Consider the following 23,812-nt stretch of genomic DNA (forward strand, 5'->3'; position numbering starts at 1 on the left):
GGCGCCGAGTGTGGACGGAGGCGCTGAAGGACCACTGAAAGCCGGCCGAACCCCGGGTCAAGTCCACCTCAAGTGCCGGCCAAGGCTCCGGGCGCACGGTGGGCCGACCACCACCGACCCCAGGAGCGCCCGATGCCCACGTCCTGCCCGCCCGTTCCCCAGATCCGGCTCCCGGGTCAGGCCGCCGCGCCCGCCGGTCCGTGCGACCTGACCCCGATGTACCTGATGCACCATGCGTTTCGCCGCGACCTGCGCCGGTTCGGGGCCGCGGTGGCGACGACGGCGGTGGACGAGCGCGACACCTGGCGCGCGCTGCAGGGCCGTTGGCGCCGGTTCGCCCGCATCCTGCACCACCATCACGCCGGTGAGGATGAGCTCCTGTGGCCGCTGCTCCTGTCCCGTGTCGACGCCGCCGGCGACCCGGATGGTCGGGCCGTGCTGCTGGCCATGGAGGCCGAGCATGCGGAGATCGATCCGCTGCTGGCCGGCTGCGCCACCGGGCTCGATCGGCTGGCCGCCGGGGCGGGTGAGGACACCCGGGCAGCGTTGGCGGTGCGGGTGGCCGCCACCGCCGAGCGCCTCGGACATCATCTGGGCCATGAGGAGTCGGCGGCCATGACGCTGCTCCAGGCGCACGTGACGCCGGCGGAATGGCACGGGATGGACGCCGGCTTCGCCGCGCACTATTCGGCGCGGGACAAGCTCTTCGCCGTGTCCTGGGTCCTCGACGGGTTGCCGCCGGACGTCCGGCGTTCCGTCCTGCGCACGTTTCCCGGCCTGCTCGCGCTGGCCTGGCGGGTGGCGCTGCGGCCCGCCCACGCGCGCCGCGAACGGCGCATCTTCGGCTCCGGATCGGCTCGGTGACCGAGCTGCCGGTCAGAAGCCGTACCGGGCGCGCAGATCGGCGAGCCAGTCGGCCACCACCGGGGCCGGCCAGCTGGCGCACAACCGCGCGGCGTCGTCGGCGTGCCGGCGGGCCACATCGATCTCGCCGACCGCGGCGGCCGCCGCCGCCAGGAAGGCATCGATCGGTCCCAACGGCGGGCCCGTCCCGGCCGCGGCGGTCCGGCCGGCCCAGGGCAGCATCAGCGGATACAGCCGGCCGGCCAGCTCGGGCCGCCCCACCACCAGGGCGGCCTCGGCCAGGATCGCGAAATCAAAAGGCGCGGCGAAGCTGTCGGCATCCAGCGACACCGGGCGCCGGTCCAGCATGGCCGCGGCCGGCGCCAGCCGGCCGCTGCGGATCAGGCCGATCAACACCCCGGTGTCGGTGTCGGTCGCGGTCGCCTCGGTCAGCCCGCGGAACAGCTCCAGAGTGACCTCGGGCTCACCACGCCACAAGGCAATGGTGGCCCGCGCGGCCGTCACGGCCTCGGTGCGGAACGGGAAGGTGGCCAGTGCGGCCTGCCGCAGGTTGTCGGCCAGCAGGGCATCGGCCTGCTCGAACCGGCCCTCCAGTGCCAGCCACGCGGACTGGTAGGCCCCCAGCATCACCTGCAGCATGCGCAGGCCGTGCCGGTCGGCGTGCTCCATCGCCTCGGCGGCGGGATCCGGCGCTCGGCGATCCGTCCGGCCTCACCGGCGTGGACGGCTCGCCAGAACAGACCGACCCCCGCACCGTCGGGATCACCGGCGGCGCGGGCACACTCGATGGACTCCTCGGTCAGGGCGGTCCGCCGATCCAGGGTGGACGGTCCCATGACGGCCAGGCTCAGCGTGCGGCAGGCGAACGACTGCAACCGTGGTTCGCCGAGCCGGCGGGCCATGGCGAAACCACGTTCGGCGTGGGCCACCCGCTCCGCGGGGTGCCCGTCACCGCCCGGCGCCGTCCAGAACAGTTCCCGGGACAGGGCCAAGAACACCCGGCAGCGCAGGGGTGAGTCCCCCTCCGGCAGATCGCGGGCGGCGGTGCGCAGGGCATCGACGGTGACCGGGTGCTGCGCCCCCTCGGGCACGTTGGACCACAGCCCGCCCTCGGCGGCCGCGATCCCGGCCAGCGCGATCCGCTCGACATCACCGAGCCGGCGGGCGATCTCGATGGCCTCGGTGGTGGCGGCCCGCTGCCCTTCGTTGTCCGCGGCGGCCCGGCAGGCCGCCGCCCGGGCCAGCAGCAGGTCGTAGCGGTCACCCGGGCCGGTGGTGCGGTCGGCGCTCTGCGCGTGCAGGGCGGCGGCCAGCAGGGCGGCGGCCTCCTCATGGGCGGCCAGCCCGGTCGCCTCGGTGGCCGCGGCGACCGCGGCCGGCCAGGCCCGGGCGGCGTGCGCCGGCCCGGCTCGCAGCCAGTGCCGGGCGATCTCGGCCCGACGGTGACCGGAGCGGTCACGATCGAGCAGGGCGCCGGCCACGGCGGCGTGCCGCCGCGGCCGGCGCAGCGCGGAGTCGTTGGCCTCGATGGCATCTCGCACCAGCGCGTGGCCGAATTGCAGCTCGCCGGTGCCGGTGACGACCAGCAGGCCGGCCTCCACCGCCGGTTCGAGCGCGTCGAGCACCCCATCCGGATCCAGGTTCGCGGCGCCGGCCAGCAGGTCCGGGTCGATCGCGCGACCGGCAACGGCGGCCACGCGCAGGATCTCCTGGGTCGGCGCCGGTAGCTGTTGTATCCAGGGACATTGGTGACACGCCGGGTCGGCTGGTTGCGGGCATGAGGGAGGGTCCCCTTGGTGAGGTGTGAAGCGACCAAGCAAACACGCCGAACCAGGAGGACCCTCGTGGCCCACCGTAACGCCCCGCTGACCCCCGAGGGACGCCGACGCCTGTGCCAGCGCGTCGATGCCGGTCGGCCGATCTGTCACGTCGCCGCCGAGGCCGGCGTGGCCCGGCAAACCCTGGCCAAGTGGCACGCCCGCTGGAAGGCCGACGGTCCGGCCGGCCTGCAGGACCGCTCGTCGCGCCCGGTGTCCTCACCCGGCCAGGTCGACGCCCAGGTCGAGGACGTCGTGGAGTATCTGCGGCGGCACCTCAAGCTCGGTCCGGTGATGCTGGCCGCGGAGCTGCGCGAGTTCGGGATCACGCTGGCGCCGTCGACGATCCACCGGGTCCTGGTGCGCCGGGGCATCTCTCGCCTGCGGGACCTGGACGTCACCGGCCATCAGCTGCGGGAACCGGTCCGCCGGTACGAGTGGGCCGCGCCCGGTGACCTGATCCACGTCGATGTGAAGAAGATCGGCCGCATCCCCGACGGCGGCGGCTGGCGGATCCACGGCCGGGGCAACGACGCCCACCGAGCCTCCCAGCGGGGTCAGCGACCCGGGTACGCGTTCCTGCACACCGCGATCGATGACCGGTCCCGGCTGGCCTACACCGAAGAACTGGCCGACGAGAAGTCCGTGACCGCGGCCGGTTTCTGGGCCCGCGCGGTCGAGTTCTTCGCCGCGCACGGCATCGAGAGGATCCACCGGGTGCTGACCGACAACGGTTCCTGCTACCGCGGCAAGGACTTCAACACCGCGCTGGGGGCCACGGTCCACAAGTACACCCGACCGTACCGACCGCAGACCAACGGAAAGGTCGAGCGGTACCACCGGACCCTGGCCCGGGAATGGGCCTACCGCCAGGCCTGGTCCTGCAACGACGAACGAGCCGCCGCCCTGGCCGGGTTCGTGCACCGCTACAACTACCATCGGCCGCACACCGCGCTGAAGGGCAAACCGCCCGCCTACCGCACGCCAGCCGTTACCAACCTGTCCGGGCTCAACAGGTAGCCGGCCCACGCGCGCCGCGATGACGTCGGTGACCGCGGCCGGCACCCCGCCGACCCCCGGGTCGGGTCCCCGCGCCGGATCGGCCGCGCGCAGCAGTTCGAGCAGGAAGAACGGGTTGCCGCCGGTGCGCTCCCGCAGGGCGGCGCCGTCCGCCGGGACGTCCGGCCGGTGAGCGGCGCTGAGCGCCGTGACGTCGGCCACCGACAACCCGGACAGGTCCAGGCCCACCGCCGGCCGCCGCGCCAGGGCCTCGCCGAGCTCGGCCAACCCGCCGGTCGGCGCCGGATGCGCCCGCCGCGTGACGACCACCGCCAGCCGGCCGCGGTCGACCGTGTCGGTGATGTGCCGCAGCAGGGCCAGGGTCGACGGGTCGGCCCAGTGCAGGTCGTCGAACACGAGCAGGTGCCGCTCGCCGGCCGTGATCCGGGCCAGGGCCCGGGCGACGGACTCGAAGCGGGTGAACCGGTCGGCGCCGCCGGGCCGGTCGGCCCGCACCAACGCCACCGCCTCGGCCAGCCCGTCATCGGTCCGCGACTCGGCGAGCGAGCCCAGGACACCGACCCACGGCCACAGCGGGGGCGCGCCATCGTCGGACGAGCAGCGACCCACGTGCACGCCGAAACCCCGTGCGCGGGCGCGGATCCCGAGCTCTTCGGTGAGCCGGGTCTTGCCGATGCCGGGTTCACCGACCAGCAGGGCGATCCGCACGGAGCCGGCCTCGGCGTCGTCGAGCACGCCCAGCAACGCGGACAGCTCGCGTTCGCGGCCGACGAGCGGGGCGCCGGACCGGACGGTGACCGGGCCGGTCATCGCCACGGCGGCCGGCAGCGCGGTCGGGTCGGGTCCCGGAGCCGGCCCGGCTCCCGGCACCGATCCGGGGACCGAGCGGGCGGTGACGACGTCCTGGCGCAGGACCGCCAGTTCCAGCTCCCGCACCAGCGGGCCCGGGTCGATGCCGAGCTCGGCGTCCAGGGACTGCCGGACGGTGCGCAGCGCGTGCAGGGCATCCCCCTGCCGCCCGGCCCGGGCCAGGGCGAGCGCGAACAGCGCCCAGAGGTCCTCGCGCAGCGGATGGTCGTGCGCGACCGGACCGAGATCGGCCACCACGGTGGATTCCTGGCCCAGGGCCAGGTGCAGGCGGGCCCGATCGGCCAGGGCGGCCAGGCGCAGGTCGGCCAGCCGGGCCCGTTCGGCGTCGGCCGCCGGGTGCCGGTCCAGCTCGGGATACGGCTCGGCGCGCCACCAGGACAACGCCCCGGTCAGCTCGACGGTCAACCCGGTCAACGCCTCGGCGGTCAGTCCGGCCGGAACGGTCAGCGGATCGGCGCCGGTGAGCCGGGCATGCACGTCCTGGACCACCCGGGCGAAGCGATGCGCATCGACGGCATCCGCCGGAACCCGCAGTTCGTAGCCGGCGGGCGAGGTGAGCACGGTCTGGGCGGCGGCGCGCGCGGCCCGGCCCGGTTCCAGCACCTTGCGCAGGCTGGAGACGTAGGCGTGCAACGACGCGGTGACTGCGGCCGGCGGCGTCCGGCCCCACAGGAAATCGATCAGGGTGTCGACGGGCACCGGACGGTTGGCATGCAGCGCCAGCGCGGCGAGCAGGGCCCGAGGTTTGGGTGATCCGAGCTCGATCGCCGTCGACCCGCGGTGCACCCGCAGGGGTCCGAGCACCTCGATCCGCATGGGCGCCGAGTGTAGGAGCCCCCGGCCGGGTGGCCACCCGCAGATCGCGGGTGGCCACCGGGGGGCCGGGCCCCGGCGGTCGACGCTGACCATCGGGGCCCGATGCGGCGGCGCCGGGCGGTGATTGCCCTCGGTGACCGGCGGCGGACTAACGGCAGCGGACTAACGGCGGCGGGCGACTCGGCGGCTGGTGCGGCGGGCGACGCGGCGGCAGGCGAACATGGGGGCGGACCTCCCTTCGGTCAACAGCGAGACGGTCACTGGCGTGGGTCAGGCCGGGGCGCCGCTGGTGGCCAGCGCGTGCAGTTCCGCGGCCTCCTCGGCGGTGTGCAGACCCGCTTCGACCAGGTCCAGCGGGCTGATGAAGCCGTCGCTGATCCGGTACCCGCCGGCCCGCATGATCGCGTCGCGCAGCGGAACCGCCCAGTGATGCTCCAGCAGGATCAACGCAGCGGCCGAACCGTTGGGCACGTCCTCCAGGATGTCCCAGTCGTCGGCCTCGCCCAGCGGGCTGAAGTCCTCCGCGGCCCGCTCGGCTCCGGCGGCCGCACCGGCCACCATGCCCTCCTCGCCGTCCTCCCCGAGTCCGATGAGACCGCCGATGATGCTTCCCATCTCGATGGCTTCGTCGCGACTGAGGTTGCTCAGGTGGACGACCTCGACATCGCCGGCGTCGTCCTTGTAGACGGCCAGCGCGTCGACCACGCGCACGGTGTCGCTCGCCCGCAGCCGTTCCAGTTCGGCGATGATCTCGCCGTGGAAATCCGGGTGCGGGAAGCCCAGCACGATGAGCTGGACAGGGCCAACGGCCATGATCGTTTCCTCTTCCGATCGACGGGAGCAGTGGGTCACCGGCGGGGGTGACCCGGTGAGGTGACGTCGGTGTCACCCTCGGCACCGTCCCCACTGTCCGCGCCGCACCTGCGGGCCGCCTCACCCGACCGGTGTGAGAACCGCCGGCGAGTTCACGGCGTCCTCGGGCGGGCGCGCTGGATCCGCACCGGTCCGCTTCATCCGTTTCATCCTTGTCGGGCGAGGAGCCCGGTCGGCGGGCGGTGCCAGGATCGGGCCGCGAGGGCTCGTACCCGCCGTCCGCCCGAGGAGAATCGATGGCCACGTCCACGCCACGGCCCAGCCCGGCCCAGGGGCAACTTGCTGCCCTGGAAGACCAGTTCATCAAGATGGCCGAGGATTTCGACGACCGGTCGCAGGAATGGCGACGTCTGTTCTCCGAACTACTGGGGACGTTCTTCCTGGTTCTGGTGGCCGCCGGCGGCGGGATGATGGGCCAGGCGTTCCCCGACACCATCAGCCGGACCGCCGCGGTGACCGCCCCGGCGCTGATGGTGCTGGGCATCATCCTGTTCATGGGCAAAGTCTCCGGGGCCCACCTCAACCCGGCGGTGAGCATCGCCTTCGCGCTGCGCGGCGACTTCCCCTGGGCGCGGGTGCCCGGGTACATCGTCGTGCAGCTGATCGGCGCCGCGCTGGCCGCCTGGTTCCTGCAGGCGGTGATCGGCGTGTCCGCGCAGTACGGATCGAACTACCCCGCGGCCGGCTATTCGGCGTTCCTGGCCATGGTGATGGAGGCGGTCCTGACCTTCGCCCTGGTCTGCGTCATTCTCGGTACGGCTTCAGGGGCGCAGAATGTCGGCGTGGTCGGGGCCATCGGTGTCGGTGGTTACATCGCCCTGGCCGGCCTGTGGGGCAGTCCCATCTCCGGCGCGTCGATGAACCCGGCCCGCACCTTCGGTCCGAATCTGGTCAGCATGGACTTCGACTCCTACTGGGTGTACGTGGCCGGTCCGCTGCTGGGTGCGGTGCTGGCCGTCGGCGTGGCCTTCGTGCTCCGCGGGCGCGGGGGTGGCCGATCCGGTTCCGCCGCCGCGCAGGGCGTGCTGTTCACCGAGGTGGCCAACCCGAACGCCTGAGCTCGGTCGCCTCGCCCGCCGTACCCCCCGCACCTCGCACCCGCACCCCGCCTGCAGTTGATCATGGGCAGATGGCCGTTCCGCCTCCCGCGGAACGGCCTTCTTCCCATGATCAACTGCTCTGCTGGGCGGGGCCGGGCGCCGGGGTGGGGCGGTCGGCCAGGAACAGCCGCGCGACCAGGTTGCGCAGCCACCGGTTGCCGGGGTCCTCGTGGTAGCGGGGATGCCAATGCTGCCCGACGGTGAATCCCTCGACCGGCAGCGGGCACGGGTGAACGGTCAGCCCGCTGGCCCGGGCCAGCGTTTCGCCGATGTGCCGGGGGACGGTGACCAGCAGATCGGTGCGGCCGATGACGACCCCCAGGCCCAGGAACCCGGGCAGCTCCAGCACGACGCGGCGGGTGGTCCGTTCCTGGGCCAGGGCCTCGTCCAGCAGGTTGCTGCCGGTGCCCGACGGGACGGCCACGTGGTCGGCCGCCAGGTAGTCGGCCAGGGTCAGCGGCGATTGGATCCGCGGGTGCCGGCGGCTGGCCAGGCAGACCCAGTCCTGCGCGTACAACTCCTGGCGCCGGATGCCGGGGCCGAGCCAGGGGGCGAACCCGATGGCCAGGTCCGCCTCGCCGGACTGCAGGGCCTGCTCGGTGCGCTTGTCGATACCGGTGGCGACCAGGCGGGCCCGCGGGGCCTGCCGGCGCAGCTCGACCAGCAGCGTCGGCAGCAGCGTGATGTGGCTGGCGTCGGTCATGCAGATCCGGAACTGGCGCTCGGTGGTCTCCGGCTCGAAGCTGGTGTCCCAGTGCGCAAATCGGCGCAGCGACTCGAGGATCTCCCGGCCCGGCACGATCAAGGTGTCCGCCCGGGGGGTGGGGGACATGCCCGCCGGGGTGCGGACGAACAGCGGGTCGCCCAGCTGGTCGCGCAGCCGGCCCAGCCAGATGCTGGCCGTCGGCTGGCTCAGGCCGAGCTGCTCGGCCGCCCGGGTCACGCTGCGGGTGCGGTAGAGCACGTCGAACAGGGTCAGCAGCTTGACGTCGGGCAGGCCGGGTTCCATCCGGTCATTCTCGGCCATCATTGCCTAAGGCAATAGTGGGATTCCAGCCATTGCATTGCGGACATGACCGGTGGCTGGTTACGGTCGCCCGTTATGATCGTCATCCATACGCCGGACGCCCCCTCCCACACCGGCCCGGTGCCCCAGGCGGTGGAGGCCGGCGGCTGGATCTACGTTTCGGCCCTGTTCGGCGCCGAGCCGCACGGGCATGCCATCCCGGCCGATGCGCGGGCCGAGGCCGAGCAGCTGTTCGCCAATCTGAGCGCCATCCTGGCCGCCGCCCGGGCCGACCTGAGCCACGTGGTGCGGGTGGGCATCGTCATGCGCGACCTGCAGCGGGACCGGCCGGTCTTCAATCAGGTCTGGGCCGAGCGGTTCGGCGACCACCGGCCCGCCCGCTCCGCCATCGAGGCCACCGATTTCGGCCGGCCGGGGGAGAACGCCCGGTACCTGGTCGAGGTCGTGGCCTTCCGTGGCTGACCTCGCCGGGGCCGCCGGCGGCGGGTACGAGCTGGTCGCCAGCTTCTTCACGCTGACCGGGTCCGGCTTCGGGCAGCCGCCGCGCCACTCGTTCACCGCGCGTTGCGAGGCGGCGGCCGACGCCGGCTTCACCGGGATCGGGCTGCACGTCGACGACCTGCCGCGGACCGTGGCGGCGGGCCTGGACGTGCCCGGGATGCAGGCCGTGTTGGCCCGGACCGGGCTTCGCGTGGTGGAGATCGAGTTCCTGGGCGGATGGGCCCGGCCGGATTCCGATCCGGCCGAGCTGGACGCGCTGGTGAACCGGATCGAGGCGGTGGCCGACGCGTTCGGTGGCCGCCACGTCAGCACCGGCGAGTTCGGCGGACCGGCCGAGTCGGGTGGGCCACTCGACCTCGATGCGGCCGCGGCCCGGCTCGATGCGCTGGCCCGCCGGCTGGCCGAGCGGGATCTGCTGCTCGCCGTCGAGGGCTTCCCTTGGTCGGTGCTGGCCGGGGCCGGCACCGTCCCGGACCTGCTCAGCCGGACGGCCTCGGCGAACGTGGGTCAGCTCGTCGACATCTGGCACTACCTCAACAACGGAGGAGACCCGGTGACGCTGACCGGTCCGATCGTCGCCGTTCAGCTCAACGACGGTCCAAGGGTGCACGACGATTTCCTGACCCACGCCCGGGCCGCTCGCTGGTTGCCGGGCGAGGGGGAGCTCGACGTCGTCGGGCTGGTCCGGGCGGTGCTGCGCACCGGATTCACCGGGCCCTGGTGCGTGGAGGTCAACACCCCCGAGTTCCGCAGCCTGCCCATCGAGCAGGCGGCCGCGCAGGCCGCCCGGGCGGCCCGCGCCGTCCTGACCGCTGCCGGCGCCCCGCCGGCGGTTCCGGCACCATCATCGGACGGTCCCACCCGTCCCGCACCGGTATCCAGGGAGAACGCATGAGCACCACGAGCATCACCCCCGACGAGATCGCGCAGGTCCTGCTGGCCGGGGAGCGCAACCGCACCGAGGTGGCCCAGTTCAGTGCCAGCCACCCCGATCTCGACGTGCGCACCGCCTACGCCGCCCAGCGGGCCTTCGTGCAGGCCAAGCTGGACGCCGGCGAGCAGCTGGTCGGCTACAAGCTCGGCCTGACCAGCCGCAACAAGCAGCGGGCGATGGGCGTGGACTGCCCGCTGTACGGGCGGGTGACCAGCTCCATGCTCGCGACGTACGGCGACCCCATCCCCTTCGACCGGTTCATCCATCCGCGGGTCGAGTCCGAGATCGCCTTCCTGCTCAAGCAGGACGTGACCGCACCGGCCACGGTGAGCTCGGTGCTGGCCGCCACCGACGTGGTCTTCGGCGCCGTGGACGTGCTGGATTCCCGGTACGAGGGGTTCAAGTTCACCCTGGAGGACGTGGTCGCCGACAACGCGAGCGCGGGCGCCTTCTACCTCGGGCCGGTGGCCCGCCCGGCCACCGAACTGCGGCTGGATCTGCTCGGCTGCATCGTCCGGGTCGACGGCGAGGTGACGATGACGGCGGCCGGTGCCGCGGTGATGGGTCACCCCGCGGCCGCGGTCGCGTGGTTGGCCAATCAGCTGGCGCTGGAGGGCGAATCGCTCAAGGCCGGCCAGTTGATCTTCTCGGGCGGGGTGACCGCGCCGGTCCCGGTGGTGCCCGGTGGCAGCGTGACGTTCGAGTTCGACGGTCTCGGTGTGATCGAGGTGGCCGGCGCCTGACCGGGTGCGGCGGGTCACGGCCGGCCGGGCAGGGCGGCCGTGGCTGCACCGCTTGACGCGTGCTGGTGGACGCGTGCTGGTTGATGCGTGGTGGCCAGGGCCGGGATCGAACCGGCGACCTTCCGCTTTTCAGGCGGACGCTCGTACCGACTGAGCTACCTGGCCAAGTTTGCGGGCCCGGTCCACTGAGTGGACCGGGCCCGTACTGCGACCCCGACGGGACTTGAACCCGCGACCTCCGCCGTGACAGGGCGGCGCGCTAACCAACTGCGCCACGGGGCCATGGTGCAAGCTCTCCGTCCAACCATAGCTGGTCGAAGAACCCGTACCCCCAACGGGATTCGAACCCGTGCTACCGCCTTGAAAGGGCGGCGTCCTAGGCCACTAGACGATGGGGGCTTGGCCTTGGCAACCCAGCCTCCAACGGCAACCGTTGGGAGCTTGGAAAGCATACGGCACATGCTGCGGCTCGCCAAAACGGTACCCCGACCCCGGCTCAGCCGTCGACGGGCCCCGGGTCGAGCGGTTCGAAAGCGGCTCCGCGGGCGGTCTCGGTCAGCCGCAGGATCCGGGCCATGATCACCTCGGTGGCCGCCCGGACGGCCGCGGGGTCCTGGTCCCGGCCGGCCCAGGCGGACAGGTCGACAGGTTCACCGACGACCAGCCGGACCGCATGCCGCCGCCACAACTGCTTGCTGCCGGGCCGCGGCCCCCACAGGCCGACCGGGATGACCGGCGCGTCCGGATGGGCCAGCGCCAGCCGGGCGGCCCCGGTCTTGGCCGGCCCGGGTCGCAGGTCCGGCTGCCGGGTCCGGGTGCCCTCCGGGTACAGGCAGACGACCTGGCCGCGCTGCAGCGTCTTGGCCGCCGCGGTGAGGGACTCGCCGGCCCGGGCGGTGCCGCGGATGACCGGGATCTGCCGGGCGCTGCGCATGATCCACCCGACGACCGGCCAGCTGAACACCTCGGCCTTGGTCAGGAAGTGCGGGAACCGATGGTGTCCGGTGACCAGCCGGGCCAGGGCCAGGGTCTCGGTCTCGGAGATGTGGTTGGCCACGATGATCGCCGGACCGGTGGCCGGGATGTGGTCGCCGCGTTCGAAGTGCACCCGGTGCACGATCTTGGCCCCCAGGGCGATGCCCAGGAAGGCGATGATGGTGCGGACCGGCCGCTCCCGGGGCCAGTGCACGGCGTCCAGGATCCGGGGGCGCGATCGGCGGGCCGGCGGGTCATTCATGACCTGATCCTGCCAACCGCCTCGCCACCTCACGTCGGCGGCCGTCCCGACGTCTACTGGAGGTGAGAGGTCATGATGGGAGCATGTACGCCGTTGTCGACACCCCGGTGGGCGAACTCACCCTGGTCGGCGGCCCCGGCGGCGAGAACGTGCTGGCGGCGATCTACTTCCCCGACCACGCCCGCCGGCCCGACGCGGCCGGTTTCGGGCCCCGCGACGACGACGCGTTCCCGACCGCCCGGGACCAGCTGGCCGAGTACTTCGCCGGCGTCCGGACCTCCTTCGACCTGGAGCTGGCCCCCCGGGGCAACGAGTTCCAGCGCAAGGTGTGGCAGTTGCTGACCACCATCCCGTACGGCCAGACCCGCACCTACGGCCAGCTGGCCGCGCAGCTGGGCGATCCCGGTCTGGCCCGGGCGGTCGGGGCGGCCAATGGCCGCAACCCCCTGTCCATCGTGGTGCCCTGCCACCGGGTGGTCGGTCACGACGGGTCGCTCACCGGCTATGCCGGGGGGCTGGCCCGCAAGGCGTTCCTGCTGCAGCTGGAACAGCCGGCCGGGGATCGGCGACCGACGCTGTTCTGAGCCCGTCGCCGGCCCAGCCCGGGTCCCGATCCGAGGCCGGGTCCAGGTCCAGGATCGGCAACGCGGCCAGCCGGGGCGCCAGCACCGAGGCCCACAGCTCCCGGTTCGGCTCCCGGAAGAATCCGTGGTGCCCCACCCGGGTCAGGCCGAACCCGGCCGGGTCCAGGCGCAGCTGCTCGACCGGGGTGCCGGCGAACAGCGCGTCCAGGGTGTCGATCGCGGTCGCCGTCACCAACTCGTCGTCGGTGAACCAGATGCTGGTCATCGGGGTGGTCACCCGGGCGGCCCGGTCACGGATCCGGGGCACGTCGACCTCGAAGTACCCGGGGGACAGGCACCACCGGCCCCACTGGCGCATGACCGTGGCCGGCACGTCGCCGATGATCCCGAGACGGCGACCGGGGAAGTAGCCGGCGGTCGCGATGGCCGCCGGGACCACGGTCCGCCAGAACACCGGGGCGCGCCGGCGGACGGCCGGCACGTTGTGCCGCCAGTAGCCGTTGCCGCTGGCCACCGCGATGACCTGGTCGATCAGCCCGTGATGGGCGAACGGCAGGATCTGGGCGCCCAGGCTGTGCCCGAGCCAGGTGACGGGCAACCCGTCGGCCCGCTCCACCAGGGCCTCCAGCGCGCTGGCGGCATCGCCCGCCCAGCGCAGGATGTCGCCCCGCTCGGCTCGCAGCTCGGCCCGCCCGCCGGTGCCGCGGTAGTCGAACGTCAGGGTCAGGAACCCGGACTCGGCGAGCCAGGCGGCCAGCGGCCGGTAGAACGAGGCCGGGGTGGCCATGGCCGGGACCAGCAGGACCGCACCGCGGGGGTCGCGGGCGGGGAACCAGGTCGCGCGCAGCAACCGGCCGTCGTCGGCGGCGATCGTCTCGTTATAACGAGTGTCATAGAGAGCCATGACGGAAGGATATGACAACTGTCATAGCAGGGCAATAGAATTGCCGGCATGGCCAACGACACGCGAGCGCGCATGGTGACCGGGGCCGCGCGGATGATCAGCCGGCGCGGGGTGGACGCGATGAGCCTGCGCGAGCTGGCCGAGCAGGAGGGGGTTCCGCTCGGATCCACCTATCACTTCTTCCCGGGCGGCAAGGCCGCGCTGGTGGACGAGGCGGTCAACTATGTCGGCGACCAGGTGGCCGGCAGCATCGCCGCCACCCAGGGCAAGGGGACCGAGCACATTGTGCGGTGGGTCCTGTTCGCCTGGCGCCGGATCCTGCTGCGCAGTGACTTCCAGGCGGGCTGCCCGGTGCTGGCCGCGGCGGTGGCCAAGGACGAGCGGCACCGGGCGACCGCTCGGGCGGTGTTCGATCGCTGGACGACCGGACTGATCGAGGTGCTGGTCGACGACGGGGTGCCGGCCGACCGGGCGCCGGCGGTCGCCCGCACCGTGATCGCCTCCTTGGAGGGGGCGGTCGGGCTGGCCCGGGCGTTCGGCGAGATCGGGCCGCTGGACGACGTGCAGGGCGAGCTGATCGCGCTGGTCCGGGCCGCGGTGGAGTCCGGGGCGGGGGCGCCGGACCGGGGCTGACTCAGGGGGTTACCCCGACCGGCTACCGGGGGCAATCCTGATGGTGTCGACACCCATACCGGACCTACCGTCGGAAACGGTCCTGAACATCTGTCGAAAACCATGGGAGAAGCCATGACTCACGCCGCATCGGATTCCGGCGGCCTGGCCGTCGCGGACGGGCCGGCGCTCGTCCCGGTCGCGCGGGCGGTCGACCTGCACAAGGTGTACGGATCCGGCGACACCCAGGTGGCCGCCCTGGACGGGGTGTCCGTCGAGTTCTGGCCGGGCCAGTTCACCGCGATCATGGGCCCGTCCGGGTCGGGCAAATCGACGCTGATGCACTGCCTGGCCGCGCTGGACAGTGCCTCGTCCGGCTCGGTGTTCGTCGGTGACGCCGAGCTGACCCGGCTGGGGGACAAGGAGCTGACCCGGATCCGACGGGACCGGATCGGCTTCGTGTTCCAGGCCTTCAACCTGGTGCCGACGCTCACCGCGCTGGAGAACATCACACTGCCGATCGACATCGCGGGGCGCAAGCCCAACCAGGCCTGGCTGGACACCGTGATCGACACCGTCGGTCTGCGGAACCGGTTGGACCACAAGCCCAGTCAGCTTTCTGGCGGGCAGCAGCAGCGGGTCGCATGCGCTCGCGCGCTGGCCGGCCGGCCGGACATCGTGTTCGCCGACGAACCGACCGGCAATCTCGACTCCGTCGCCGGCGCCGAGGTTCTGGGCTTCCTGCGGCGCTCGGTCAGCGAGTTCGGGCAGACCGTCGTGATGGTCACCCACGATCCCAACGCCGCCGGATACGCCGACCGGGTGCTGTTCCTGGCCGACGGCCGGATCGTCGACGAGATGGCGCAGCCGACCGCCGACCGGGTGCTGGACCGGATGAAGCACTTCGACGCGCCCGCCGCGCGGCCGAAGGGCTGACCGTCATGCTCAAGGTCACCCTCAAAGGCCTGCTGGCCCACAAACTCCGGCTCGGGATGAGCGCTTTCGCGATCATTCTGGGGGTCGCGTTCGTCGCCGGCACGTTCGTCTTCACCGACACCCTGAACCGCAGCTTCACCGACCTGTTCCGGCAGACCGCCCCCGACGTCACCGTCCGGCCGGTGCACACCGCGTCCGCCGCCGGCGGGGACGGCTTCACCGGGCCGGATTCGCGGACCGTGCCCGCCGACCTGCTGGCCGGCCTGGCCGCGCGCCCCGGGGTGGCCCGGGTGGACGGTCAGATCACCGACCAGAGCACGTTCATCGTCGGCCGCGACGGCAAGGTCGTCGGCAGCGGCGGCGGCGCCCCGGGGATGGGCCTGACCTTCACCGACGGGCCGGCCGCCGACGGTTCGCCGATCGTCACCCTCACCGGCGGTCGGGCGCCGGCCGGCCCCGACGAGTTCGTGCTGGACGACAAGGCCGCCGCGGCCGCCGGGTACGCCGTCGGTGACCAGATCACCCTGGTGACCGCCGGTCCCGAGCCGACGGTGCGCGGAACCATGGTCGGCACGGTGCGTTTCGGTCAGACCGGCAACACCATCGGCGCCACCCTGGTGTTGATGGACGCGGCCACCGCGCAACGGCTGTACCTGGGTGGGCAGGACGCGTTCACCGACATCGCCGTCACCGGCGACGGTTCGGTGTCCAACGCCGGCCTGCGGGACGAGGTCGGTGCGGCGCTGCCGACCGGTTTCGAGGCGCTGGACGATGCGCAGATCGCCGCCGAGAGCCAGAGCAGCCTGGAACAGGGCCTGTCCTTCATCACCACGTTCCTGCTGGTGTTCGCCGCCGTGGCCCTGGTCGTCGGGACCTTCCTCATCCTGAACACGTTTTCGATCATCGTGGCTCAGCGGACCCGAGAACTGGCCCTGCTGCGGGCGTTGGGCGCCTCGCGTCGGCAGGTGACCCGCTCGGTCCTGATCGAGGCGCTGGTCGTCGGCCTGGTCGGGTCGACCATCGGCCTGGCCCTGGGCTTCGGCCTGGCCCTTGGCCTCAAGGCGCTGTTCGGCGCGATCGGTCTGGACCTGTCCGGAGCCGGGCTGGTGTTCGCCTGGCGGACGGTCGCCGTCGCCTACGCGGTGGGCGTGCTGATCACCCTGCTGGCCGCCTACCTGCCGGCCCGGCGGGCGGCGCAGGTCCCGCCGGTCGCCGCGATGCGCGACGACGTGGCCATGCCCGAGTCGTCCATGCGCCGCCGGCTGGTGGCCGGTGGAATGCTCACCGCCGTCGGGGCCGGGCTGATGGGGTGGTCGCTGGCCGCCGACGGCGGGCTGACCGCGCTGGGCATCGGCGTGCTGGCCGTCTTCGTCGGGGTGGCCCTGCTCGCCCCGGTGATCGGCCGGCCGATCGTCGGGCTGATCGCCGCACCGTTCCCGCGGCTGTTCGGCCCGGTGGGCGTGCTGGCCCGGCAGAACGCCCGGCGCAACCCGCGCCGCACCGCGGCCACCGCCTCCGCGTTGATGATCGGGCTGGCCCTGGTCAGCGCGATGGCGGTGCTGGGTCAGTCCACCAAGGCCAGCGTCGACGAGCTGATCGGCTCGGACCTGCGGGCCGACTACGTGGTGTCCAACGCCATCGGCATGCCGTTCTCCACCGACATCGCCGGCCGGATCGCGGCCGTGCCGGGTGTGGCCGAGGTGGTGCCGGTGCGCTACGGCCAGGCCCGGATCGACGGGCAGGACACCTTCCTCACCGGAACCGAGGTCGCCGGCTACGGCCGGATGGTGACCCTGACCGTGCGCGAGGGCAGCCTGGACGGCGGCGGGGTGGTGGTCGGCGCCGACCGCGCGGCGCAGCGGGGCTGGCACGTCGGCGACGTGCTGCCGTTGACGTTCGCCGACCGCACCATCGACCTGCCGGTCACCGCTGTCGTGGAGCCCAGCCAGCTCGCCGGATCCACCATCGTGCCGCTGGACGTGCTGCAGCAGAGTGGGCAGAGCCCGGTCGACTCGACGCTTTACGTCGCTCGGGCGCCGGGGTCCGATGCGGCGGCCGTCACCGCGGCGATCGACACCTCCATCGCCGACCTGCCGACGATCACCGCCAAGGACCAGGCCGCGTTCGCCGCCGAGCAGCGCGCCCCGGTCGATCAGATCCTGACCATCGTCTACGCGCTGCTCGGGCTGGCGGTCATCATCGCCGTGCTGGGCATCGTCAACACCTTGGCGCTGTCGGTGATCGAGCGGACCCGCGAGGTCGGCCTGCTGCGCGCGGTCGGCCTGAGCCGCCGCCAGCTGCGGTCGATGGTGCGGCTCGAGTCGGTGGCCATCGCGGTGCTCGGGGCGGTGCTGGGCGTCGGCCTGGGGCTGGTGTTCGGGATCAGCCTGCGGCAGGCCCTGTCCGGTGACGGGGTGTCGGTGCTGTCGGTTCCGGTCGGCCAGCTGGCCGTGTTCGTGCTGCTGTCCGCGCTGGTCGGGGTGCTCGCCGCGGTCTGGCCGGCCCGCCGAGCGGCCCGGATGGACGTGCTGCGCGCCATCACCGCCGACTGAGCGGGGCGAGGATCATGGACGGGCGAGCTTGTGCAGCAGGTGGGTGCCGCGGACCGAGCGCACCGTTCCGCTGCGGGAGCGGACCACGATGGATTCGGTCTCGGCCCCCTCGGGCGTGTAGCGGACCCCGCGCAGCAGGTCCCCGTCGGTGATGCCGGTGGCCACGAAGTGGGTGTTGTTACCGGCGACCAGGTCGTCGGTCCGCAGCACCCGGTCCAGGTCGTGGCCGGCGTCCAACGCCCGGCGCCGTTCGTGCTCGTCCCGGACGTGCAGCCGGGCCATGATCGCCCCGCCCATCGCCTTCATCGCGCAGGCGGTGATGATCCCCTCCCGGGGTTCCGCCGATGCCCATCATCAGGTTGATGCCGGTGCCGGGTCGCACCGCCGCGATGGAGGTGGCGACGTCGCCGTCGCCGAACAGCCGGACCCGGGCGCCGGCGGCCCGGATGTCGTGGATCAGCTGCTCGTGCCGGGGCCGGTGCTGCACGCTGACGGTCACGTCCCCGGGCGTGCCGCCCAGCGAACGGGCCACCACCCGCACGATGTGCTCGACCGGCGCGTCGATGTCGACCTCGTCGGCGATGCCGGCCGGGCAGACCAGCTTGTTCATGTAGAAGACGCCACGCGGGTCGTACATGCTGCCCCGGTCGGCCGCCGCCATCACGGCGATCGCGTTGGGCATGCCGCCGGCCAGCAGGGTGGTGCCGTCGACGGGGTCGACCGCGATGTCGAACTCCGGACCGGTCCCGTCGCCCACCTGCTCGCCGTTGAACAGCATCGGGGCCTCGTCCTTCTCGCCCTCGCCGATCACCACGACCCCGCGCATCGGCACCCGGGCCAGCACGTCGCGCATGGCGTCGACGGCGGCCCTGTCGCCGCCCTCCTTGTCACCGCGTCCGGACCAGCGCCCGGCGGCCAGCGCGGCCGCCTCGGTCACCCGCATCAGGTCCAGGCCCACGTTGCGGTCGGGCAATTGGTAACGGACGGGTTCGGGCCGGCTCATGCCGTGATCGTGCCATCGAGCGCGCCCGCGGACGCGTCGAACGCGGGTGACGCGCGCCCTGGCCGCTCCCGACCGACGGCCAGGGACGCGTCAGGCGTGCATGTCCTCCAACTGCTTGCCCTTGGTCTCCTGCACCCACTTGCTGACGAAGATGAACGACAGGAAGGCGAACGCGGCGTAGAGGCTGTAGGCCAGCGCCAGCGAGATGTCGGCCAGCGGCGGGAAGGTGACGGTGACGATCCAGTTCGCCACCCACTGACCGCCCGCGGCCAGCGACAGGGCGGCGGCCCGCATCCGGTTCGGGAACATCTCGCCCAGCAGCACCCAGACCACCGGGCCCCAGGACATGCCGAACGCGACCACGAACAGGTTCGCCGCGATGAGCGCGACGATCGGCGAGGCCGCGCCCAGGATGGCCACGGACAGGTTCGGCGTGCCGTCGGCCACGTTGGCCTCGGTGCACTGGTCGGCGATCACCTGGGTGCACTCGCCGGCGGTGCCGAAGATGATGGCCATGGTCGCCAGGGTGACCGTCATGCCCACCGACCCGATGAGCAGCAGCGGTTTTCGGCCGACCTTGTCGATGGTGGCGATCGCGATCAGCGTCGTCAGGATGTTGATGGTGGCCGAGATGACGGTGATGATGAACGACTGATCCTCGGTGAAGCCGACGGCCTCCCAGAGGATGTTGGAGTAGTAGAAGATCACGTTGATGCCGACGAACTGCTGGAACACCGACAGCAGCAGGCCGATCCAGACGATGCCGGCGATGCGGCCGGTGGTGGTGGACTTCAGGTCCTTCCAGGACGGTTCGGTCTCGCGCTCCATGCTGGCCCGGATCTTCTCGATCTTGGCGTCGATGTTGCGCGGGCCGAGCAGGCCGGTGAGGACCTCCTTGGCCTCGGCAATGCGGTGCTTGGCGATCAGGTAGCGCGGCGACTCCGGGATGGTCAACGCCAGCCCGCCGTAGAGCAGGGCGGGGATGATCATCATGAAGAACATCCAGCGCCAGGCTTCCCAGCCGAACCAGAAGTCCGCGTTCGAGCCGCCGGCGGCGTTGGCGAGCAGGAAGTCCACCAGCAGCGAGATGAAGATGCCGGTGACGATGGCCAGTTGCTGCAGCGAACCCAGCCGGCCGCGGATCTTGGCCGGCGCGATCTCGGCGATGTAGGCCGGCGCGATCACCGAGGCGACGCCGACGCCGATGCCGCCGATCAACCGGAACAGGATCAGCATCCACAGGCTGGGTACCAACGCGCAGCCGATGGCGCTGATCGCGAACAGCACCGCGGCCAGGCGCATCACCGACAGCCGGCCGATGTGGTCGGCCAGCCGCCCGGCCAACAGCGCACCGGCCGCGGCGCCCAGCAGCGCGGCCGCCACCGTGAAGCCCAGCTCCAGCGCCCCGGCGTTGAAGTATTCCTGGATGGCCGAGTTGGCGCCGTTGATCACCGCGCTGTCGTACCCGAACAGGAACCCGCCGAGCGCGGCCACCGAGGCGATCCGGACGACGCCCTTGCCTTCGTCGGAATCGTCGTAGATCGATGCGCTGCTGTCGAAGCTGCCACCGTGCTCGCCCATGAGCTCCCCTTTCGGTGATCTTGCTGGGGGAGAGCATTCCACTGTTGCCGGTTTCCGCATCTCGAACATCGCGATCGATGCGGCACCGTGACGGGAGTGCAATCCAGTACCTGTGCACTGATTACCGTGGCGCGATGAATCAAACCGAAGAGTCCCTGGTGATCCGGGTCGAGGGCCGATTGGGCCGGATCATGCTGAACCGGCCGCGGCAGATCAACGCGCTGACGCTGCCGATGATCGACGGCATCCGCGCCGCGTTGGCCGGCTGGGCCGACGACCCCGCGGTCGACGTCGTGTTGATCGACGGGGCGGGCGAGCGGGGTCTGTGCGCCGGCGCCGACATCCGGGCGCTGCGGCAGTCGATTCTGGACGGCTCCGACGAGGCCATGACCTTCCTGGCCGACGAGTACGTCATGAACAAGGCGCTGGCCGACTACCCCAAGCCGATCGTGGCCGACCAGCGCGGCATCACCTTCGGTGGCGGGCTGGGGGTCTCCGCGCACTGCTCGGTGCGCATCGTCGCGGAGGATTCGCAGCTGGCCATGCCCGAGACGCTGATCGGGCTGTGGCCCGACGTCGGCATCCTGCACCTGCTCGGCCGCTCGCCCGGCCAGCTCGGGGTGCACGCCGCGTTGATCGGGGCCCGGCTGGACGCCGGCGACGCGATCCGGGCCGGGCTGGCCGACCACTTCGTGCCGGCTGACGCGCGACCGGCGCTGCTGGACGCGCTGCGCGCCGGGGTGGTCCCCGAGTTCGCCGGGCCGCCGCCGGCCGGGGCGCTGCAGCAGGCGAGCTGGATCGACGAGTGTTACGCGTTCGCCACGGCCGAGGAGATCCTGAGCGCCCTGCTGGCCCATCCGGACCCGGCCGCGCAGGCGGCCGGCCAGGCGCTGGCCGGGATGGCGCCGCTGTCGGTCAAGGTGACGCTGCGCGCGGTCCGGGCGGCGGCCTCGATGACCCTGGCGCAGGTGCTCGCCCAGGACCTGCGGTTCGCCGCCCACTTCATGGCCCGGCCGGACCTGCCCGAGGGGATCCCCGCGCAGGTGGTGGACAAGGATCGCAACCCGCGCTGGCAACCGGCCCGCCTCGCCGACGTCTCCGACGCCGACGTGGACGCCTTCTTCACCGGCTGACGGCCCGGAGAACCACGACGGCGTGGAACAAAAGCCCGCCGGAGCGAGCCTTTTCTTCCACACGGTCGGTGCGACCGAGCCGGCTGGGGCCGCAGTTGTCCACAATCCGGGCAGCGGTGGAGGAGTGCGGCGCCGCACCACCCGACACTGTCGCGATGGTTCCGGACCTGGCCGGCTGGACGCCGATCGCGCGTGGGCAGGACGACGTCATCGCCCGGCCGCAGCTGCTCGCGGCCGGGCTGACCCGGTCCCAGGTCTCCCGGTACCTGGCCAACCGGCGGTGGCAGGTGCTCTTCCCGGGCGTCTACCTCACCCACACCGGGCCGGTCTCCCGGCGGTCCGTCGCGTGGGCGGGGCTGCTGTACGCCGGGGCCGGCGCGGCGCTGAGCCACGGCACCGCCCTCTGGTGGGACGGAATCGTGGACGAGCCGCCCGGCGCGATCGACCTGACGATTCCCAGTGCGCGTCGGGTCGCCCCGCAGCCGGGGCTACGGGTGCACCGCTCGTCGGCGATCGCGGCGCGAACCCATCCCAGTCGGGTCCCGGCGCGGACCCGCATCGAGGAATCGGTGCTCGACCACCTCGAGTCGGCCGAAGCGCAGGGCGTCATCGACGTCCTCACCCGGGCGACCCAGCGTCGGCTGACGACCGCCCCGAGGCTGCGCGCGGCCTTGGCGCAGCGGGCGCGGCACCCGCAGCGCTCGCTCATCGCGCAGATCCTGGCCGACGTGGACGTCGGGGCAGCGTCCCCGTTGGAGCATCGCTACCTGCGCGACGTGGAGCGCCCGCACGCGCTGCCCCCGGCGACCCGCAATCAAGCCGACCGGACGGGCGCGGGGAACCGGTATCACGATGTCCGCTACCGGACGTGGGCCGTGGTCGTCGAACTCGACGGTCGAGCGGCGCACCCGATCACCGAGGCGTTCCGGGACCTGCGCCGGGACAACAGCCTGGTCCTGGCCGGCGAGACGGTGCTGCGGTTCGGCTGGGTGGATGTGGCCACCCGACCGTGCGCGGTGGCGGGGCAGGTCGGGCAGGTCCTGCGGCGCGGCGGTTGGGCCGGCCGGCCGCGGCCGTGCGGCCCGCGCTGCGGGATCGCGGATGCGGCCTGAGGGCCCCCCAACGACGACAGCGTGGAAGAAAGGCCCGCCGGAGCGAGCACTTTCTTCCACGCTGTCGGTGGGAAGCGAAGCGGCGAGGTCAGCCGGCCAGGCGGGCGATCGCCGGGTGACCCGGGGCGACCGCCACGGTGGCGGCGGAGATGCCGGCCTGCTTCATCAGCTTGCGCAGGTCGTCGCGCTGCTCGGGCAGCATGACGGTGATGACCGTGCCGCCGGCGCCGGCCCGGGCGGTGCGGCCCGAACGGTGCAGGTAGGCCTTGTGCTCGGTGGGCGGGTCCAGGTGCACGACCAGCTCGATGCCGTCGACGTGGATGCCGCGGGCGGCGATGTCGGTGGCGACCAGGACCTTGGCCGAGCCGGCGGAGAACGCGGCCAGGTTGCGCTCGCGGGCGTTCTGCGACAGGTTGCCGTGCAGGTCGACCGCGGGGATGCCGTTCTTGGTCAGCTGCGCGGCCCACTTCTTGGCGCTGTGCTTGGTGCGGGTGAACAGCAGCCGTCGGCCGCCGCCCTGCGCCAGCTCGCGGATCACCTGGGCGCGGTTGCCCGCGTCCACGGCGAAGATGTGGTGCTCCATCGCCTCGACCGGGGAGGTCTCGTCGTCGACGGCGTGCAGGATCGGGTCGGACAGGAACTCCTTGACCAGCACGGAGATGCCGTTGTCCAGGGTGGCCGAGAACAGCAGCCGCTGGCCGACCTTGGGGGTGGCCCGCAGCAGGCGCCGGACGACCGGCAGGAAGCCCAGGTCGGCCATGTGGTCGGCCTCGTCCAGCACGGTGACCTCGATGCCGCTCAGGTCGCAGGCGCGCTGGTTGACCAGGTCCTCCAGCCGTCCCGGGCAGGCGATGACGATGTCAACGCCGCTGCGCAGGGCGGCGGTCTGGTTGCCGTAGCCGACGCCGCCGAAGACCACCATGGTGCGCAGCCCGGCCGCCTTGGCCAGCGGCTCGACGGTGCGGGCAACCTGCAGGGCAAGTTCGCGAGTGGGCAGCAGGATCAGGCCGCGCGGGCGGTTGGGCACGCGGCGGCCGCCGGTCAGCCGAGCCACCAGCGGGATCGCGAAGGCGATGGTCTTGCCGGAGCCGGTCTTGCCGCGGCCGAGCACGTCCCGCCCGGCCAGCGTGGCCGGCAGGGTGGCGGCCTGGATCGGGAAGGGCGAGGGGGCGCCGAGCGCGGTCAGCGCGGGCAGCAACGTGGTCGGCACGCCCAGTTCGGCGAAGCCGGTGGAGGGGCCGGTCAGGGCCGGCTCGACGGCGGGCATCGCCGCGCCGGCGGCCGGCGCGGTGGCGCTGACCGAACCGGTGGCGGCGGGGCCGGCCGGGCGGCTCGAGCGGCGCGATCGGGCCGGCTGGTCCGTGCGCGGGGCGCGGTCACTGCGCGGGGCCTGACCGGTGCGCGGGGCCGCAGTGCCGGTGGCGCCGGCACCCGAACCGTTGATCGAGCCGTTGATCGAGCCGTTGATCGAGCCGTTGCCGCCCCGGCCACGGCCGGAGCGACGCCGGCGACGCGGCTGGCCGGACGAATCGGACTGCGGGCGCGCGGAAACAGAAGTAGTCATGAAGGTGCGGTGGTTCCCATCGGATCGGT

20 protein-coding genes, 3 tRNA genes and 2 pseudogenes are annotated in these 23,812 nt (G+C 72.7%); 12 read left to right on the forward strand and 13 right to left on the reverse strand.

From position 1 onward, the window contains the following. The first annotated feature begins 132 nt into the window (after positions 1 to 132). Positions 133 to 864 (forward strand): hemerythrin domain-containing protein, encoded by a 732-nt coding sequence (locus NAMU_RS03905; protein WP_015746114.1) that lies wholly within the window; start codon positions 133 to 135, stop codon positions 862 to 864. 12 nt (positions 865 to 876) lie between these two features. Here the strand turns inward: NAMU_RS03905 and NAMU_RS03910 are convergent, their stop codons facing one another. Together NAMU_RS03910 and NAMU_RS03915 are read right to left on the reverse strand one after the other, a co-directional pair. Further along, the gene (locus NAMU_RS03910) at positions 877 to 1,533 is read right to left on the reverse strand and encodes a hypothetical protein (RefSeq protein ID WP_041368407.1); all 657 of its coding nucleotides are present in this window, start codon (positions 1,531 to 1,533) and stop codon (positions 877 to 879) included. Then, positions 1,491 to 2,561, reverse strand: a complete 1,071-nt coding sequence (locus tag NAMU_RS03915; protein WP_041368409.1) for a hypothetical protein — start codon at positions 2,559 to 2,561, stop codon at positions 1,491 to 1,493. The genes NAMU_RS03910 and NAMU_RS03915 overlap by 43 nt, the downstream gene beginning before the upstream one ends. A gap of 147 nt (positions 2,562 to 2,708) precedes the next feature. Between NAMU_RS03915 and NAMU_RS30810 the strand changes: the two genes are divergently transcribed. After that, positions 2,709 to 3,701, forward strand: a complete 993-nt coding sequence (locus NAMU_RS30810) for an IS481 family transposase (RefSeq protein WP_245544901.1) — start codon at positions 2,709 to 2,711, stop codon at positions 3,699 to 3,701. Positions 3,702 to 4,016: 315 nt separating this feature from the next. Here the strand turns inward: NAMU_RS30810 and NAMU_RS30815 are convergent. Both NAMU_RS30815 and NAMU_RS03925 read right to left on the reverse strand, forming a co-directional pair. Further along, positions 4,017 to 5,480, reverse strand: a pseudogene (locus NAMU_RS30815) (BTAD domain-containing putative transcriptional regulator); the annotation flags it as partial. Between the two features lie 177 nt (positions 5,481 to 5,657). Further along, positions 5,658 to 6,200: a hypothetical protein gene (locus NAMU_RS03925; protein WP_015746117.1), complete on the reverse strand. Its 543-nt coding sequence runs from the start codon at positions 6,198 to 6,200 to the stop codon at positions 5,658 to 5,660. Between the two features lie 296 nt (positions 6,201 to 6,496). Between NAMU_RS03925 and NAMU_RS03930 the strand changes: the two genes are divergently transcribed. Then, positions 6,497 to 7,318, forward strand: coding sequence for an MIP/aquaporin family protein (locus NAMU_RS03930; RefSeq protein ID WP_015746118.1), 822 nt, complete (start codon positions 6,497 to 6,499; stop codon positions 7,316 to 7,318). A gap of 112 nt (positions 7,319 to 7,430) precedes the next feature. Here NAMU_RS03930 and NAMU_RS03935 read toward each other — a convergent pair whose 3' ends face one another. Beyond that, positions 7,431 to 8,387, reverse strand: coding sequence for a LysR family transcriptional regulator (locus NAMU_RS03935; protein WP_015746119.1), 957 nt, complete (start codon positions 8,385 to 8,387; stop codon positions 7,431 to 7,433). Positions 8,388 to 8,462: 75 nt separating this feature from the next. Here NAMU_RS03935 and NAMU_RS03940 point away from each other — a divergent pair, with 75 nt between their 5' ends. Genes NAMU_RS03940 through NAMU_RS03950 form a run of 3 tightly spaced genes read left to right on the forward strand, consistent with a single transcriptional unit; the run spans position 8,463 to position 10,565 of the window. Further along, positions 8,463 to 8,849: a RidA family protein gene (locus NAMU_RS03940; protein WP_015746120.1), complete on the forward strand. Its 387-nt coding sequence runs from the start codon at positions 8,463 to 8,465 to the stop codon at positions 8,847 to 8,849. After that, positions 8,842 to 9,783 carry a sugar phosphate isomerase/epimerase family protein gene (locus NAMU_RS03945; RefSeq protein WP_015746121.1) on the forward strand — a complete coding sequence of 314 codons (942 nt, stop codon included), beginning with the start codon at positions 8,842 to 8,844 and terminating at the stop codon, positions 9,781 to 9,783. The genes NAMU_RS03940 and NAMU_RS03945 overlap by 8 nt, the downstream gene beginning before the upstream one ends. Beyond that, positions 9,780 to 10,565 carry a 2-keto-4-pentenoate hydratase gene (locus tag NAMU_RS03950; RefSeq protein WP_015746122.1) on the forward strand — a complete coding sequence of 262 codons (786 nt, stop codon included), beginning with the start codon at positions 9,780 to 9,782 and terminating at the stop codon, positions 10,563 to 10,565. Before NAMU_RS03945 ends, NAMU_RS03950 begins: the two co-directional genes overlap by 4 nt. An 88-nt stretch (positions 10,566 to 10,653) precedes the next feature. Here NAMU_RS03950 and NAMU_RS03955 read toward each other — a convergent pair. The 4 genes from NAMU_RS03955 to NAMU_RS03970 all read right to left on the reverse strand — a co-directional run bounded on the left by NAMU_RS03955 (position 10,654) and on the right by NAMU_RS03970 (position 11,802). Next, positions 10,654 to 10,730 (reverse strand) — tRNA-Phe (locus tag NAMU_RS03955). Positions 10,731 to 10,773: 43 nt separating this feature from the next. Then, positions 10,774 to 10,847, reverse strand: a tRNA-Asp gene (locus NAMU_RS03960). A gap of 44 nt (positions 10,848 to 10,891) precedes the next feature. After that, a tRNA-Glu gene (locus NAMU_RS03965) sits at positions 10,892 to 10,964 on the reverse strand. 97 nt (positions 10,965 to 11,061) lie between these two features. Further along, positions 11,062 to 11,802: a lysophospholipid acyltransferase family protein gene (locus tag NAMU_RS03970; RefSeq protein ID WP_015746123.1), complete on the reverse strand. Its 741-nt coding sequence runs from the start codon at positions 11,800 to 11,802 to the stop codon at positions 11,062 to 11,064. Positions 11,803 to 11,885: 83 nt separating this feature from the next. On the opposite strand from NAMU_RS03970, the gene NAMU_RS03975 reads away from it, so the two are divergent. Further along, a complete protein-coding gene (locus tag NAMU_RS03975; RefSeq protein WP_015746124.1) occupies positions 11,886 to 12,386 on the forward strand; it encodes a methylated-DNA--[protein]-cysteine S-methyltransferase in 501 nt (166 codons plus the stop codon). On the opposite strand, the gene NAMU_RS03980 is transcribed toward NAMU_RS03975, so the two are convergent. Continuing rightward, a complete protein-coding gene (locus NAMU_RS03980; RefSeq protein ID WP_015746125.1) occupies positions 12,298 to 13,290 on the reverse strand; it encodes an alpha/beta hydrolase family protein in 993 nt (330 codons plus the stop codon). The genes NAMU_RS03975 and NAMU_RS03980 overlap by 89 nt on opposite strands. A 48-nt stretch (positions 13,291 to 13,338) precedes the next feature. On the opposite strand from NAMU_RS03980, the gene NAMU_RS03985 reads away from it, so the two are divergent. The 3 genes from NAMU_RS03985 to NAMU_RS03995 all read left to right on the forward strand — a co-directional run bounded on the left by NAMU_RS03985 (position 13,339) and on the right by NAMU_RS03995 (position 17,390). Next, positions 13,339 to 13,923: a TetR/AcrR family transcriptional regulator gene (locus tag NAMU_RS03985; protein WP_015746126.1), complete on the forward strand. Its 585-nt coding sequence runs from the start codon at positions 13,339 to 13,341 to the stop codon at positions 13,921 to 13,923. Positions 13,924 to 14,037: 114 nt separating this feature from the next. Next, positions 14,038 to 14,838: an ABC transporter ATP-binding protein gene (locus tag NAMU_RS03990; protein WP_015746127.1), complete on the forward strand. Its 801-nt coding sequence runs from the start codon at positions 14,038 to 14,040 to the stop codon at positions 14,836 to 14,838. Between the two features lie 5 nt (positions 14,839 to 14,843). Next, a complete protein-coding gene (locus NAMU_RS03995) occupies positions 14,844 to 17,390 on the forward strand; it encodes an ABC transporter permease (protein ID WP_015746128.1) in 2,547 nt (848 codons plus the stop codon). 12 nt (positions 17,391 to 17,402) lie between these two features. On the opposite strand, the pseudogene glpX reads toward NAMU_RS03995, so the two are convergent. Further along, positions 17,403 to 18,393 (reverse strand): annotated as a pseudogene (gene glpX, locus NAMU_RS04000) (class II fructose-bisphosphatase). Between the two features lie 90 nt (positions 18,394 to 18,483). Continuing rightward, on the reverse strand, positions 18,484 to 19,974 hold the full coding sequence (locus NAMU_RS04005) for a sugar porter family MFS transporter (RefSeq protein WP_015746129.1): 1,491 nt from the start codon (positions 19,972 to 19,974) through the stop codon (positions 18,484 to 18,486). A gap of 134 nt (positions 19,975 to 20,108) precedes the next feature. On the opposite strand from NAMU_RS04005, the gene NAMU_RS04010 reads away from it, so the two are divergent. Together NAMU_RS04010 and NAMU_RS29745 are read left to right on the forward strand one after the other, a co-directional pair. Beyond that, positions 20,109 to 21,107, forward strand: coding sequence for an enoyl-CoA hydratase/isomerase family protein (locus NAMU_RS04010; RefSeq protein WP_041368412.1), 999 nt, complete (start codon positions 20,109 to 20,111; stop codon positions 21,105 to 21,107). Positions 21,108 to 21,262: 155 nt separating this feature from the next. Continuing rightward, positions 21,263 to 22,219, forward strand: coding sequence for a PDDEXK family nuclease (locus tag NAMU_RS29745; RefSeq protein WP_015746131.1), 957 nt, complete (start codon positions 21,263 to 21,265; stop codon positions 22,217 to 22,219). Between the two features lie 88 nt (positions 22,220 to 22,307). On the opposite strand, the gene NAMU_RS04020 is transcribed toward NAMU_RS29745, so the two are convergent. Beyond that, on the reverse strand, positions 22,308 to 23,783 hold the full coding sequence (locus NAMU_RS04020; RefSeq protein ID WP_217180744.1) for a DEAD/DEAH box helicase: 1,476 nt from the start codon (positions 23,781 to 23,783) through the stop codon (positions 22,308 to 22,310). Between the last annotated feature and the right edge of the window lie 29 nt (positions 23,784 to 23,812).

This window comes from Nakamurella multipartita DSM 44233 (assembly GCF_000024365.1).
GTDB classification, from domain to species: Bacteria; Actinomycetota; Actinomycetes; order Mycobacteriales; family Nakamurellaceae; genus Nakamurella; species Nakamurella multipartita.

What these genes read in the sequence shown, in the direction of transcription:
- NAMU_RS04020 (WP_217180744.1), bottom strand. Translation starts at nt 23,783, where the DNA reads ATGACTACTTCTGTTTCCGCGCGCCCGCAGTCCGATTCGTCCGGCCAG.
- NAMU_RS03985 (WP_015746126.1), top strand. Translation starts at nt 13,339, where the DNA reads ATGGCCAACGACACGCGAGCGCGCATGGTGACCGGGGCCGCGCGGATG.
- NAMU_RS03940 (WP_015746120.1), top strand. Translation starts at nt 8,463, where the DNA reads ATGATCGTCATCCATACGCCGGACGCCCCCTCCCACACCGGCCCGGTG.
- NAMU_RS03925 (WP_015746117.1), bottom strand. Translation starts at nt 6,200, where the DNA reads ATGGCCGTTGGCCCTGTCCAGCTCATCGTGCTGGGCTTCCCGCACCCG.
- NAMU_RS03935 (WP_015746119.1), bottom strand. Translation starts at nt 8,387, where the DNA reads ATGGCCGAGAATGACCGGATGGAACCCGGCCTGCCCGACGTCAAGCTG.
- NAMU_RS03970 (WP_015746123.1), bottom strand. Translation starts at nt 11,802, where the DNA reads ATGAATGACCCGCCGGCCCGCCGATCGCGCCCCCGGATCCTGGACGCC.
- NAMU_RS03950 (WP_015746122.1), top strand. Translation starts at nt 9,780, where the DNA reads ATGAGCACCACGAGCATCACCCCCGACGAGATCGCGCAGGTCCTGCTG.
- NAMU_RS03980 (WP_015746125.1), bottom strand. Translation starts at nt 13,290, where the DNA reads ATGGCTCTCTATGACACTCGTTATAACGAGACGATCGCCGCCGACGAC.
- NAMU_RS03975 (WP_015746124.1), top strand. Translation starts at nt 11,886, where the DNA reads ATGTACGCCGTTGTCGACACCCCGGTGGGCGAACTCACCCTGGTCGGC.
- NAMU_RS03930 (WP_015746118.1), top strand. Translation starts at nt 6,497, where the DNA reads ATGGCCACGTCCACGCCACGGCCCAGCCCGGCCCAGGGGCAACTTGCT.
- NAMU_RS04010 (WP_041368412.1), top strand. Translation starts at nt 20,109, where the DNA reads ATGAATCAAACCGAAGAGTCCCTGGTGATCCGGGTCGAGGGCCGATTG.
- NAMU_RS03905 (WP_015746114.1), top strand. Translation starts at nt 133, where the DNA reads ATGCCCACGTCCTGCCCGCCCGTTCCCCAGATCCGGCTCCCGGGTCAG.
- NAMU_RS29745 (WP_015746131.1), top strand. Translation starts at nt 21,263, where the DNA reads ATGGTTCCGGACCTGGCCGGCTGGACGCCGATCGCGCGTGGGCAGGAC.
- NAMU_RS03910 (WP_041368407.1), bottom strand. Translation starts at nt 1,533, where the DNA reads ATGGAGCACGCCGACCGGCACGGCCTGCGCATGCTGCAGGTGATGCTG.
- NAMU_RS04005 (WP_015746129.1), bottom strand. Translation starts at nt 19,974, where the DNA reads ATGGGCGAGCACGGTGGCAGCTTCGACAGCAGCGCATCGATCTACGAC.
- NAMU_RS03990 (WP_015746127.1), top strand. Translation starts at nt 14,038, where the DNA reads ATGACTCACGCCGCATCGGATTCCGGCGGCCTGGCCGTCGCGGACGGG.
- NAMU_RS03995 (WP_015746128.1), top strand. Translation starts at nt 14,844, where the DNA reads ATGCTCAAGGTCACCCTCAAAGGCCTGCTGGCCCACAAACTCCGGCTC.